The 13,315-nt window shown below is 69.6% G+C and carries 11 protein-coding genes and 1 other RNA gene; 6 read left to right on the plus strand and 6 right to left on the minus strand.

Annotation, left to right across the window (positions count from 1 at the left end; translation table 11 throughout):
* An RNA gene (gene rnpB / locus FEK34_RS04240) (RNase P RNA component class A) lies at positions 1–416 on the plus strand.
* 99 nt (positions 417–515) lie between these two features.
* On the opposite strand, the gene FEK34_RS04245 is transcribed toward rnpB, so the two are convergent.
* The gene (locus FEK34_RS04245) at positions 516–962 is read right to left on the minus strand and encodes a hypothetical protein (protein WP_138446545.1); all 447 of its coding nucleotides are present in this window, start codon (positions 960–962) and stop codon (positions 516–518) included.
* 398 nt (positions 963–1,360) lie between these two features.
* On the opposite strand from FEK34_RS04245, the gene FEK34_RS04250 reads away from it, so the two are divergent.
* Positions 1,361–1,693 (plus strand): hypothetical protein, encoded by a 333-nt coding sequence (locus FEK34_RS04250; protein WP_138446546.1) that lies wholly within the window; start codon positions 1,361–1,363, stop codon positions 1,691–1,693.
* Between the two features lie 18 nt (positions 1,694–1,711).
* Positions 1,712–3,154, plus strand: a complete 1,443-nt coding sequence (locus FEK34_RS04255) for an RNB domain-containing ribonuclease (protein WP_138446547.1) — start codon at positions 1,712–1,714, stop codon at positions 3,152–3,154.
* Between the two features lie 115 nt (positions 3,155–3,269).
* On the opposite strand, the gene FEK34_RS04260 is transcribed toward FEK34_RS04255, so the two are convergent.
* From FEK34_RS04260 to panB, 4 genes are all read right to left on the minus strand, one after another.
* Positions 3,270–4,148: a CHAD domain-containing protein gene (locus tag FEK34_RS04260; RefSeq protein WP_138446548.1), complete on the minus strand. Its 879-nt coding sequence runs from the start codon at positions 4,146–4,148 to the stop codon at positions 3,270–3,272.
* Between the two features lie 3 nt (positions 4,149–4,151).
* The gene (gene pip, locus FEK34_RS04265; protein WP_138446549.1) at positions 4,152–5,114 is read right to left on the minus strand and encodes a prolyl aminopeptidase; all 963 of its coding nucleotides are present in this window, start codon (positions 5,112–5,114) and stop codon (positions 4,152–4,154) included.
* A complete protein-coding gene (locus tag FEK34_RS04270; RefSeq protein WP_138446550.1) occupies positions 5,114–5,443 on the minus strand; it encodes a hypothetical protein in 330 nt (109 codons plus the stop codon). The genes pip and FEK34_RS04270 overlap by 1 nt, the downstream gene beginning before the upstream one ends.
* 306 nt (positions 5,444–5,749) lie before the next feature.
* Positions 5,750–6,604: a 3-methyl-2-oxobutanoate hydroxymethyltransferase gene (panB, locus tag FEK34_RS04275; RefSeq protein WP_138446551.1), complete on the minus strand. Its 855-nt coding sequence runs from the start codon at positions 6,602–6,604 to the stop codon at positions 5,750–5,752.
* A gap of 287 nt (positions 6,605–6,891) precedes the next feature.
* On the opposite strand from panB, the gene FEK34_RS04280 reads away from it, so the two are divergent.
* From FEK34_RS04280 to FEK34_RS04290, 3 genes are all read left to right on the plus strand, one after another.
* On the plus strand, positions 6,892–8,424 hold the full coding sequence (locus FEK34_RS04280) for an alpha/beta hydrolase (RefSeq protein ID WP_432760925.1): 1,533 nt from the start codon (positions 6,892–6,894) through the stop codon (positions 8,422–8,424).
* Between the two features lie 85 nt (positions 8,425–8,509).
* Positions 8,510–9,847 (plus strand): glutamine synthetase family protein, encoded by a 1,338-nt coding sequence (locus tag FEK34_RS04285; protein WP_138446552.1) that lies wholly within the window; start codon positions 8,510–8,512, stop codon positions 9,845–9,847.
* A 56-nt stretch (positions 9,848–9,903) separates the two neighbouring features.
* The gene (locus FEK34_RS04290; protein ID WP_138446553.1) at positions 9,904–12,915 is read left to right on the plus strand and encodes a bifunctional [glutamine synthetase] adenylyltransferase/[glutamine synthetase]-adenylyl-L-tyrosine phosphorylase; all 3,012 of its coding nucleotides are present in this window, start codon (positions 9,904–9,906) and stop codon (positions 12,913–12,915) included.
* Between the two features lie 46 nt (positions 12,916–12,961).
* On the opposite strand, the gene FEK34_RS04295 is transcribed toward FEK34_RS04290, so the two are convergent.
* The gene (locus FEK34_RS04295) at positions 12,962–13,249 is read right to left on the minus strand and encodes a hypothetical protein (protein ID WP_138446554.1); all 288 of its coding nucleotides are present in this window, start codon (positions 13,247–13,249) and stop codon (positions 12,962–12,964) included.
* Positions 13,250–13,315: the final 66 nt, after the last annotated feature.

Here is a 13,315-nt window from a genome sequence, read left to right on the forward strand (position 1 = left end):
CGAGTCGGCCGGGCGGCCGCGGCGACGGGAACGGGCACGCGAGTGCCGCAGCCCGGAGCCGAGGAAAGTCCGGACTCCACAGAGCAGGGCGGTTGCTAACGGCAACCCGGGGTGACCCGCGGGACAGTGCCACAGAAAACAGACCGCCCACGACCTCTCGGGGTCGTGTGGTGAGGGTGAAACGGTGCGGTAAGAGCGCACCAGCGCCCCGGGTGACCGGGGCGGCTCGGTAAACCCCGCCCGGAGCAAGGTCGAAGGTCGCATCGCGTGCGGTGCGGCTGCGCAGGCGCTCGAGGGCTGCTCGCCCGAGCCTGCGGGTGGACCGCTCGAGGCACCCGGCGACGGTGTGTCCAGATGGATGGCCGCCACCCGGTGCGAACCGGGGACAGGATCCGGCTTATACGCCGGCTCGTCCGCCCTGACGGCGAGCGGCGGCGCCCCAGCAGGGGCACCGCCGCGTCGGTATCAGTCTTCGCAGGTCTCAGCAGGGCACTGGGATCAGCAGGGCAGTGTGATCAGCAGAGCACCTTGATCATTTCGTAGATGGCCTTCGACTCCTCCGGCGACGCCGAACCGCGACCGTTCTTGGTGCGGTTGGAGATCTCGGTGAGGACCTCGTCCTCGGCCTTGCCCTCGTGGATGTCGTCGCAGGTCTCGGTGAAGATCTCGCCGATCTCCTCGTCACTGCGGCCCTCGGCCAGGCTCGGGAAGGCCTGCTTGTAGGCGACGACGAAGGAACCGACCTTGACCCCGTCCAGGCCCATATCGCCCTTCGGTGAGGTAGCGCCGGTCGTCGGAGCCGCGGCGTCGCCGGTCTCGGTGGCGGACGCGGTGGCCGAGGCGGTCGCGGAACCGGAGGCGGTGGGCTGGGCGACGCTGGAGGTCGTCTCGTCCTCACAACCGGCGATGAACAGGGCAAGGGCGCTGGCAGTTGCCGCGATGGCGGCGGAAGTTCTGATCACGTTGCCGGATGCTAGCGGCACCCGGGGCAAATCGCCTCCCGCGACATCGGCGGGAGGCGAGTTGCGCGACTACCTCAGGCGGGGCCGATCAACAGCATCCGCGCGAAGTTCGCGGCCTGTTCGGGACCGAGCAGGGGCAGCAGGTAGTCGTACACAAGTGTGGACATGAGGTGCGGAACTCCCAAGATTTCGTCTTACGGGACGGTTACGCTCGGCCACCCTAGCAGCGCCGGCGCCCGCCTGTTGCCGAGTCGGAGCCGTTGAGGTGCCGGATTCATCCGGAACTGGCCGAGAACGTGATAGAGGTCATAGAGTGGTCGCCGTTGGATCGAGATGCCTCGCGGGGCTGCGATGCATCACCTCACACTGAAACTCTCGGGAAGCAGGTCTCAACTCATATGCGGGTAGTTCGTTCTCTGGTCGCCGGCGCATTGATCGCCGGGGCCGCATCGGTTTTCGCCACGCTCGGGGCCGGTAATGCCGGTGCGGTGGCGGTGACTCCGCTGCCGGGCGGGGTTCAGGTCGACCTCACCCCCGCCGACACCAAATGGGTGCACCAGAGTGGCGTGGGTCGCACCATCGCCGGGCTGCCGCACCCGTCGGCGGCGTCGTTCGGCTATGCCCTCGACTCGGCGGCGGCGCTGTCGTCGGAGTATCCCGAGGGCCGGGTCGTGTTCACCGTCTTCGGGCCGTTCGACCAGCTGAGCGGCACCATGCTGGCGCTGAAGTAGCGACATAGAATTCTCGGCGTGGAACTCCACCAGCGGATCGTCTCGGCGCCGGTCGATTTCGGCGCCATTCGATCCGAATTCGGACTGACCTCGGCCTATCCGGCCGAGGCCACCGCGGAAGCCCGCGACGCGGTCGACGCGTTCGCGGGCGACCGCGCCGATCGCACCGACATCCCGTTCGTCACCATCGACCCGCCGGGTGCGATGGACCTCGACCAGGCGCTGCACCTGGAACGCACCGATACCGGCTTCCTGCTGCATTACGCCATCGCCGACCTCGGCGCCGTCGTCATCCCGGATGGCGCGCTCGCCGCCGAAGCCGGCGTCCGCGGCCAGACCTTCTACCTGCCCGACACCACCGTGCCGCTGCATCCGCCGGTGCTGTCGGAGAACGCGGCCAGCCTGCTGCCGGATCAGACCCGCCCGGCCGCGCTGTGGACCATCGAACTCGATCACGACGCCGAGCCGCTGCGGTATTCGGTCGAGCGCGCCCTGGTGCGCTCCCGTGCCCGCCTCGACTACGCCGGTGTGCAGGCCGACGCCGACGCGGGCCGCCTGCATCCTTCGATCGCTGCGCTGCCGGAATTCGGCACCAAACGCATCGCGGCCGGGCTGGATCGCGGCGCGATCGAGCTGCGGCTGCCCGCGCAGAGCGTGATCCGCGACGAGGGCGCCGACGGGCATTGGCGCCTGGTACTGGAACCGCGTACCGACGCCGACGACTGGAACGAGCAGGTATCGCTGCTGGCGGGTATGTGCGCGGCCCGCATCATGCTCGACGGCACCGACAGCTCCGGTGAACGCATCGGCCTGCTGCGCACCATGCCCCCGCCGCCGGATTCGGCCATCGCCTCGATCCGCCGCACCGCCGCCGCCCTCGGCATCGATTGGCCCGCTGATCAGCCGGTGGGCCGGCTGCTGGCCGCGCTCGACCCCAACTCACCCGCGACGCTGGTGCTCATGTCCGAGGCCACGGGTCTGCTGCGCGGCGCCGCCTACACCGTCCTCGACGGCACCGACCCGTCCTCGGACAGCTTGCGCCACAGCGCGATCGGCGCGCCCTACGCGCACGTCACCGCGCCGCTGCGGCGGCTGGTGGACCGGTTCACCACCGAGATCTGCCTGGCGCACTGCGCGGGCACCCCGGTGCCGCAGTGGGTGCGCGACGGATTGACGGCGACCGCCGAGACCATGAAACGCAGCGACGGCGTCGCGAACAAGATCGAACGCGCCTGCATCGACCTCACCGAGGCGACCTTGCTGTCGCAGCGCATCGGCGCCGAATTCGAGGCAGTCGTGGTGCGCGAGGGCAACGGCAACCGCCCCGCCGAGATCTTCATCGCCGACCCGCCGCTGGTCGGGCCGTGTGAGGGTTCGCCAACCGAGGGTTCGAGGGTGCGCGTCCGCTTGGAATCGGCAGATCCGGTGGCGCGCAAGGTGTTGTTCACGCACCTGCGTTGAGCCGCACGGGCCTACCGCTGAGCCGAGGCGCGCCGAGCCGCCGAGGTAGTGGGCTGACGCCCGCCGACTTGCCAAGGCCTTCGCGCGTCGGGGCTCCGGCGATCTCGGGTCCGCCTCAGCGCGGCAGCAGTGAAGCCGCGGTGGCGGGGTATTTCGCCAAATGCTCACCGGCAGCCCGATCTTCGGCATCCGCCAGCGCCGCGTACAACGTGGTGTCCTCACCCGCGGCCCGGGCTTCGGCGGCGCGGGCGAGGATCGCCTCGTGGGATTCGACCGCGTCGCGGTGATCGCCGAGGACGGTTTGCAGGCGCTTGGCCTGGCTGCCGAGTTCGACCGCCTCCCCGCCGAGGGTGGCGGCCGCGGCTTCGCAGGAATAGCGTAAACGTTTGGCGCCCTTGCGGATATCGTGCAGTAGCTCGATACGGTCCGCGGGGGTGACCGCGGTTTCCGCGCCGACCATCCGGTCCAGGCGCTCGCGATCGCGTTGCAGGACCGTGCGGAAAACGTCCTCGGCCGGTCCGCCGCTGCGGCCTTGACGTAGCGGGGGAGCCGACCGCCAGTTCGCGAGCTGATCTCGCAACCCGAGATAGCGCTCGCTGTCCAGCGCGCGCAAGACCTCGGAGTGCGCGGCCGAATACCGCTCGCGTTCGGCCACCACGAGCCGATTCGTGACGGCCTCGAGCGCGCCCGCATCGGCACCGTCGGTCAGTTCGGAATCCAAGAGCGCCGCGAACCGTTCGGCCCGCACCTCCGCATCCCGGGCGACCCCGAGCAGACCCGCGAGCCAGGCCAGTTCCGAAGCCATCGCGGCGGCAGGGTCGCGCTCGAACAACCGTCGATACGACCGCAGCACGCTGCGCAGCCGGCGCGTGGCCACCCGCATCTGATGCACCGAATCCCAGGCGTCGGCGCGCACCTCGGGCTCGGCGGCGAGCAGCCGGTCGATGTCCTCGCCCAGCGCCGCGGTGAGCGCGTCTGCGGCGGTGGCCGTCATGACCTAGCGTCCTTTCGCGAACCCGTCGGTGGCTTCGACGAGATGGTGAGTGATCCCGGGTTCGTTGGCGGCGTGCCCGGCGTCGTCGACGATGTGCAGCACTGAACCCGGCCAGGCCCGGTGCAATTCCCATGCGCTGACGGCCGGGCAGACGATGTCGTGGCGGCCCTGCACGATCACCGCGGGGATGTCCGCGATCTTGTCGATATCGCGTAGCAACTGTCCCTCGTCGAGGAAACCGCCGTGCCGGAAATAGTGATTCTCGATGCGTGCGAAGGCGAGCGCGAAGCGTGGCTCACCGGTTTCGGCGACCCGATCCGGTTGCGGCAGCAGCGAACTCGTCGCGCCCTCCCAGGTGGACCAGGCGATGGCGGCCGCGGTGGCGATCTCCTCGTCGGGGGAGTGCAGCAGCCGGTGGTAGGCCTCCACCAGGTCGCCGTCGCGTTCGGCCTCGGGCACCGGGGCGAGGAACTTCTCCCACTCGTCCGGGTAGACGTAGCCGGCGGCGCCGTTGTAGTACCAGTCGATTTCCTTGCGCCGCAACAGGAAGATCCCGCGCAGCACCAGCTCGGTGACCCGCTGCGGATACCGTTGCGCGTAGGCCAGTGCGAGGGTGGAACCCCAGGATCCGCCGAACACCAGCCACTGCTCGATGCCGAGCGCTTCGCGCAGCTGCTCGATATCGGCGATCAGATGGTCGGTGGTGTTCAGCGACAGGTCCGCGCCGTCGGCGATATGCGGGGTGGAGCGCCCGCAGCCGCGCTGATCGAACAGCACGATCCGGTACTGCTCCGGATCGAAGAACTGGCGATGGAACGGTGCGGTGCCGCCGCCCGGCCCGCCGTGCAGGAACACCGCGGGTTTGCCGTCGGGGTTTCCGCTGACCTCCCAGTACACCGACTGTCCCGCCCCCACGTCGAGCATGCCCTGCTGGTGTGGCTCGATCGGTGGGTAGAGGGTGCGCATCAGAACGCCAGGCCGGACGCCAGATCCGGCAGTTGCAGCGCGTCGATCGCCTCCTGCCGCACCTCGGGGCAGGCCTTGGTGGTGATCCGGTCGATCGACTGCTTGTCGGCGAGTACCTGCGCGTTGATCGCGCCGTTGCGCAGCGCCCAGTCGTGCACCATCGCGTTCAGGCCGATACGACCGAGGGTCGGGCCCTGCACCCGCCAGTTCGACAGCTCGGGGCGGATCATCTCGCACAGCGCGGTCGCGGCGGAATCGGAGACCTCGAGCGGAGTGCCGGGGGCCGGGCTGGTGGCGCCGGGTGTGGTCGCCGGAAGGCTCGTCGGCACGGCGGTCGTCGTCCCGGTCGCACCGCTGGAGCCGGTCCCGGATTCACCTCCGCACGCGGTCAATAGGACAGCAGCACACGCTCCCGCGACCACCAGCGTGCTCCGGGAAATCCAACGGCGTTCCGGCATCAGTACCTCTGCTCGACTCGAGATTGTCGATACGAGTCTGCCATTTTTCCGGTACGCCGGCCGTGCGGCGTTCCCGAGCTCGAGGCGCGGCGGTGGGCTGGACCGAATGCGGTCGCCGGAATGGAATCGGCCGGGCAGCGCGACGGCTATCCGCGCGGCCCGGCCGATGTCGACGGCTCAGAAACTGTGCTCGGGCCCCGGGAAGGTGCCCTTGCGGACCTCGTCGGCGTAGGTGGCCGCGGCGGCGCGCAGATCGTCGCCGGTGTTGGCGAAGCGCTTGACGAACTTGGCGGTCTTGCCGCTGGTGTAGCCGGCCATGTCCTGCCAGACCAGCACCTGCGCATCGCATTCGGCGCCGGCGCCGATGCCGACGGTGGGGATGGTGAGCTTGCGGGTGACCTGGCCGGCGAGTTCGGCGGGAACCATCTCCATCACCACCGAGAACGCGCCCGCTTCCTGGACCGCGATGGCGTCGGCGATGAGCTGCTCGGCGCCGTCGCCGCGCCCCTGCACCCGGAAACCGCCCAGGGTGTTGACGCTCTGCGGGGTGAAGCCGATGTGGCCCATCACCGGGATGCCCGCCGCGGTGATGAGCGCGATCTGCTCGGCCACCCGCTCGCCGCCCTCCAGCTTCACCGCATGCGCCTGGCCCTCCTTCAGGAACCGGGTCGCGGTGGCCAGCGCCTGCTGCGGCGAGGACTCGTAGGTGCCGAACGGCAGGTCGGCGACCACCAGCGCGTGCGGGGCGCCGCGCACCACACCGCGCACCAGCGGGATGAGCTCGTCGACGGTGACCGGCACGGTCGTGTCGTAGCCGTAGACCACATTGGCAGCCGAATCGCCGACCAGCAGCACCGGGATGCCTGCCTCCTCGAACAGCCGGGCCGTCGAGTAGTCGTAGGCGGTGAGCATGGACCAGCGCTCGCCCGTCGCCTTCATCTGCTGCAGATGATGGACGCGGGTCTTACGCCGGGGCTTCGTCTCGGCGGAGGCGGCGCCGTAGGCGGGGGTTTCCGAATCGGATACGGACATCATCGTCCCTTTCGTCGTCCTCGAGGCCCGTCGTGCGGGTCCCCGGGTCTGGGTGACGTCCTCCAGTGTGCCACCGGCCGCACTGCCCGCTTAAGGCCCGCGACCAGTGCGGTTGGTCACATGCGCGGGGGCTGTCATCGGTGTGTGGCCGTCGCCGGGGTGTTGCTCGCCGATCTGCTGCCCGCGCGCCGGTTCCGCGCCGGACCGCAGCGGTCGCCGAGCCGCGCACACCGGCCCGCCCCAGGTGGCGCCGCGGCGGTACCCGCCATCACGGCTAGCATGGCGCCGTGCGGAGTGGGCGTGGTGTGCTGGTGACGGTGCTGGCGGTGACGGCGTTGGCGGCCGGTTGTGCGGAGTCGACGCGGGAACCCGCGGCCGCGCCACCCCCGCCGCCGGACGGTCTCGCCGAGTTCTACACCCAGACCCCGCAGTGGGGTAGCTGCGCCGATTTCACCGGCCCGGACGAGGCACTACCGCCGGCCACCGAATGCACCCGCATCACCGTGCCGGTCGACTACGCCGAGCCCGGCGGCGCGACCGCGCAGATCGCGTTGTCGCGGATCAAGGCCGAGGGCAACAACCGCATCGGTTCGCTGCTGCTCAACCCGGGCGGACCGGGTATGTCCGGCTTGTCCACGGTGACGGTGGGCGGCGGCACCGCGATCGCCGAACGTTTCGATCGGGTCGGTTTCGATCCGCGCGGCGTCGGCGCCTCCACGCCCTCGGTGGCCTGCCTGACCCCGCAGGAAGCCGACGCCGAACGCGCCGAGCCGCCGGTGGCCAACACCCCGGAGGGCATCGCCGCCGAGGAGGCCGACAACCGCGAATACGCCGACGCCTGCGTCGAACGCACCGGCAAGGAGTTCCTGGCCCATGTCGGCACCCGTGAGGTGGTGCAGGACATGGATGTCATCCGGGCGGTGCTGGGCGATCCGAAGCTCAGCTACCTCGGCTATTCCTACGGCACCCGCCTCGGCACCGCCTACGCCGAGAAGTTTCCCGCCAACGTGCGCGCCCTGGTGCTCGACGGCGCCATCGACCCCACCCAGGACCCTGTCGAGGAATCGCTGCGCCAGGCCGAGGGCTTCCAGCAGGCCTTCGACGCCTACGCCGCCGACTGTGTCACCCGGCCGGACTGCCCGCTGGGCGACGACGCGTCCACCGCGGTGAAGCGGTTCCGGGAACTGGTCGACCCGCTGTGGGACAAACCCGCAGCCACCACCGACGCGCGCGGTCTCAGCTACGGCGACGCGCTCACCGGCGTCCGTCAGACGCTCTACAGCGAAAGTTTCTGGCGCGTGCTGTCGCTGGGCCTGACCGAATTGAGCCAGGGCCGCGGCGACACCCTGCTCCAGTTGGCCGATCTGTACAACGGCCGCAACGAGGACGGCACGTATAACAATTTGAACGACGCTTTCAACGCCATCCGCTGCGTCGACGATCCGCGCATCACCGATCCGGCGGTGGCGGCCAAGCAGGACACCGAGTACCGCAAGGCGGCCCCGTTCATGGATGACGGCCGCGGTACCGGCGCCGCGCCGCTGGAGTTGTGCGCGAGCTGGCCGGTGCCCAATACCAGTCAGCCGCACGAGATTTCGGTCGAAGGCCTGCCCACGACGGTGGTGGTGTCCACCACCGGCGATCCGGCCACCCCGTATCAGGCCGGCGTCGACCTCGCCGAGCAGCTCGGTGCCGCGTTGATCACCTACGAAGGCGACAGTCATACGGTCGTGCTGAACGAGGGTTCGCCCTGTGTGGATAACGCGGTCATCGCCTATCTGACCGAGTTGATCGCGCCGCAACCCGGGCTCAGGTGCTGACGCGCAGGTGAGCTCACATCGCGGGATACAAACCCCGTGTCGTCATGTAACACAGATTTAACGCCGGGTGCCTACAGTCGCGGTCATGGATCGCCAGAAGGAATTCGTGCTGCGGACGCTCGAAGAGCGGGACATCCGCTTCGTGCGGCTCTGGTTCACCGACGTCTTGGGCTATCTGAAGTCCGTGGCGATCGCCCCCGCCGAACTCGAAGGCGCCTTCGAGGAAGGCATCGGTTTCGACGGTTCGGCCATCGAGGGATTCGCCCGGATCTCCGAGGCCGATATGGTCGCCCGCCCCGACCCGTCGACCTTCCAGGTGCTGCCGTGGTCGACCAGCAAGGGCCATCAGCATTCCGCGCGCATGTTCTGCGACATCACCATGCCCGACGGCTCGCCGTCGTGGGCCGATCCGCGGCACGTGCTGCGCCGTCAGCTGAACAAGGCCGGTGACGTCGGCTTCAGCTGCTACGTGCATCCCGAGATCGAGTTCTTCCTGCTGAAGAACACCCCCGACGGCGTGGACCCGGTGCCCGCCGACAGCGGCGGCTTCTTCGACCAGGCCGTGCACGATTCCGCCCCGAACTTCCGCCGTCACGCCATCGACGCGCTCGAGTCGATGGGCATCTCGGTGGAGTTCAGCCACCACGAGGGCGCGCCCGGCCAGCAGGAGATCGACCTGCGCTACGCCGACGCGCTGTCCATGGCCGACAACGTGATGACCTTCCGCTACCTGATCAAGGAAGTGGCCATCGACGAGGGCGTGCGCGCGACCTTCATGCCCAAGCCGTTCGCCCAGTACCCGGGTTCGGCCATGCACACCCACATGAGCCTGTTCGAGGGTGAGGCGAACGCCTTCCACGATCCCGACGATCCGATCAACCTCTCGGCCACCGCGCGCGCGTTCATCGCGGGCATCCTCGAGCACGCCCCGGAGATCAGCGCCATCTCCAACCAGTGGGTCAACTCCTACAAGCGCCTCATCCACGGCGGCGAGGCGCCCACCGCGGCCTCGTGGGGCCGGTCGAACCGGTCGGCGCTGGTCCGGGTGCCGATGTACACGCCGAACAAGTCCTCCTCGCGCCGCGTCGAGATCCGCAGCCCTGATTCGGCCTGCAACCCGTACCTGACCTTCGCGGTGCTGCTGGCCGCGGGCCTGCGCGGCATCGAGAAGGGCTACACGCTGCCGCCGGAGGCCGAGGACGACGTCTGGTCGCTGACCGCCGCCGAACGCCGCGCGATGGGCTTCCGGGAGCTGCCCGGCACGCTCGACGAGGCGTTGCAGGCGATGGAGCGCTCGGAGTTGGTCGCCGAAACCCTCGGTGAGCACGTGTTCGACTTCTTCCTGCGCAACAAGCGCCGGGAGTGGGCCGATTACCGCAGCCAGGTGACGCCGTTCGAACTCAGGGAGTACCTCGGGCTGTGAGATCGCGGTGGGGTCGCGCCCACCACGACCTGCGCGCGAGCATGTAATTTGAAAGCATGGTCCGGCCCCCGACTGCCCGCTCCGCTGTCCCCGGCGTCGGCCGTCTCGGATTGCTCGAACCGACGGCCGCCGCCTCCCTGGCCGAACTGGCTTGGGACAACATCGATGGCATCCCGCTGCTGTGGGCGCTCTCGCGCGCGCCCGACGCCGATCTGGCGCTGAACACGATCATCCGGTTACGTGAGGCGCTCGGATACGACTGGGCGGAACTGGATTCGGCGCTGCGCACCGATACGGCCTTGCGCGGCAGGTTGTTCGCCCTGGTCGGCTCGTCGACGGCGTTCGGCGATCATCTGGTGGCCGATCCGCAGGCGTGGAAGTCGCTGCGCCGCACCGATCTCCCGGACCGTGACGAGCTGGTCGCGGATTTGCTCGACGCCGTCGACGCCGTTCCGGAGACCGGCCCCAATGCCGGGCCGATGCTGTTCCGGGCCGGGCAATCCGGCCCGGAAGTCGTTGCGCTGCTGCGCAAACGCTACCGCGATCAGCTGATGCTGCTGGCCGCCCAGGATCTGGCGGCCACCGTCGAGAACGAACCGGTGCTGCCGTATCAGGTGGTCGGCCGTCATCTCACCGATCTCGCCGACGCGGCGTTGACCGCGGCACTGTCGGTCGCCGTCGCCCGGGTGTGCCGCGACGAGCCGTGCCCGGTACGCCTCGCGGTGATCGCGATGGGCAAATGCGGTGCGCGCGAACTCAACTACGTCTCCGATGTCGATATCGTGTTCGCCGCCGAACCGGCCGACGCCACCGCCGCCCGGCTGGCCGCGGAGATGATGAGCATCGGCAGCGCCGCGTTCTTCGAGGTCGACGCCGCGCTGCGCCCGGAGGGCAAGGCAGGCGCGCTGGTGCGCACCCTCGACTCGCATATCGCCTACTACCAGCGCTGGGCCCGCACCTGGGAGTTCCAGGCCCTGCTCAAGGCCCGTCCGATGACCGGCGACCTGGCCCTCGGCGAGCAGTACCGCGACGCGCTCATGCCGATGGTGTGGTCGGCCTCCGAACGCCCCGACTTCGTCCCCGACGTGCAGGCCATGCGCCGCCGCGTCGAGGATCTGGTGCCCGCCGATCTGCGTGAACGCGAACTGAAACTGGGGCACGGTAGTCTGCGCGACGTCGAATTCGCCGTGCAGCTGCTGCAATTGGTGCACGGCCGGGTCGACGACACCCTGCATGTACAGGGCACCGTCGAGGCGTTGACGGCTTTGGCGGCCGGCGGTTACGTCGGCCGCGACGATGCCGCCAACCTCACCGCCTCCTACGAGTTCCTGCGCCTGCTCGAACACCGGCTGCAACTGCAGCGGCTCAAACGCACCCACACCCTGCCCGCCGATGACGACGAGGAGGGCATGCGCTGGCTGGCCCGGGCCGCCCACATGCGTCCCGACGGCCGCCAGGACGCGGTGGGTGTGCTGCGCACCGAGATCCGCCGCAACACCGTCCGGGTGCGGCGCCTGCACGCCAAGCTGTTCTACCGGCCGCTGCTGGAATCGGTTGCCCGGCTGGACTCGGACGCGCTGCGGTTGAGCCCGGACGCGGCCGTGCGCCAGCTCGCCGCCCTCGGCTACGCCGCCCCCGAACACGCGCTCGGCCATCTGCGCGCGCTCACCGGCGGGGTGTCGCGTAAGGGCCGCATCCAGGCGCTGCTGCTGCCGACGCTGCTGGAATGGCTGGGCGAGACCCCGAATCCGGACGCCGGCCTGCTGGCGTATCGGCGGGTTTCGGAGGGCCTGGCCGAGCAGACCTGGTTCCTGCGCGAACTGCGCGACGAGGGCGCGGTGGCGCAGCGGTTGATGATCGTGCTCGGCTCCTCGGCCTACCTGCCCGATCTGCTGATCAACGCCCCCGAAACCATCCGCATGTACGCCGACGGACCCAGCGGGCCGCTGCTGCTGGGGCCGCAGCCCGAGGACGTCGCCCGCGGCATCCTCACCGCCGCCGCGCGTTACGACGACCCGAACCGCGCGGTCGCCGCGGCGCGTTCGCTGCGCAGGCACGAACTCGCCCGTGTCGCCTCCGCCGATCTGCTCGGCCTGCTCGATGTGCCGCAGGTGTGCCGGGCGCTGTCGTCGGTGTGGGTGGCGGTGCTCGAAGCGTCGCTGCGGGCGGTGATCCGCGCCAGCGAGGCCGAACGCGGCGCACCCGCGCCCGCCGACTTCGCGGTGATCGGCATGGGCAGGCTCGGCGGGATGGAACTGGGCTACGGTTCCGATGCTGACGTGCTGTTCGTCTGCGATCCGCGTCCCGGCGAGGACGAGACCAAGGCCGTGCGCTGGGCCACCGGCATCGCCGAGCGGGTGCAGCGGATGCTCGGCGCACCCAGTACCGACCCACCGCTGCAGGTCGACGCCGCGCTGCGTCCCGAGGGGCGCCAGGGCGCCCTGGTACGCACCCTCGCCTCCTACGCCGCCTACTACGAGCAGTGGGTGCAGCCGTGGGAAGTGCAGGCGCTGCTGCGCGCCCACCAGGTGGCGGGCGATCAGGAACTCGGCGTGCGGTTCCTGCACCTCATCGACAAGGTGCGGTATCCGGCCGGTGGTGTGTCGGCCGAATCGGTGCGTGAGATCCGCCGGATCAAGGCCCGCGTCGATGCCGAGCGTCTGCCCCGCGGCGCCGACCCCGCCACCCACACCAAACTCGGTCGCGGCGGGCTCGCCGATATCGAATGGACCGTGCAGCTCATGCAGCTGCGCCACGCCCATGAGGTGCCGGAGCTGCACAACACCTCGACCCTGGAAGCGCTGGACGTCATCGAGCAGAAGGGCCTGCTCGACGCCGAGGACGTCGACCTGCTGCGCCAGGCCTGGCTCATCGCGACCAAGGCGCGCAACGCGCTGGTTCAGGTGCGCGGCAAGCCGAGCGATCAGCTCCCGGCGCCGGGGCCGCAACTGTCGGCCGTCGCGTACGCGGCGGGCTGGCGCAACGGTGACGGCGGGGAATTCCTGGACAACTACATGCGGATCACCCGGCGGGCGAAAGCCGTGGTGGAGCGGGTCTTCGGGAGCTGAGCGAGAGCTTGGATCCGGCTTCGAGTGCGCCGGGGGAGTGGTCTCGCTACCGGGCGCCCGGCGCGGTCAGTTGCCGGAACCTGCTGACGAATTCGCCGAGCGCGCGGCGGTCTTCGACATCGGGCGGGTAATGCCCGTTGTCCGCAGTGACGGTGACCGTGGTGCCCGCGTCGATACCCAGGTCTTCCCAGCACAGCGGCAGCAGCGGCGCATGCACGGAGTGAGCGTTCGCCGTGATGACGATGGTCGAGGTGTAGCGGCCCGCCACGTCGTGCAGGGCTTCAGCGGTATCGAGCGAGAGCGCGCCGGGGGAATCGAACTCTTCGAAGTACACGGTGCTCCTCCTGTCCGGGTGCCGGTCGAGCTCGCATCGATTCTCACAGGATCCACACAATTGATC

The organism is Nocardia cyriacigeorgica (assembly GCF_005863245.1).
In the GTDB taxonomy this organism is placed as follows: domain Bacteria; phylum Actinomycetota; class Actinomycetes; order Mycobacteriales; family Mycobacteriaceae; genus Nocardia; species Nocardia cyriacigeorgica_C.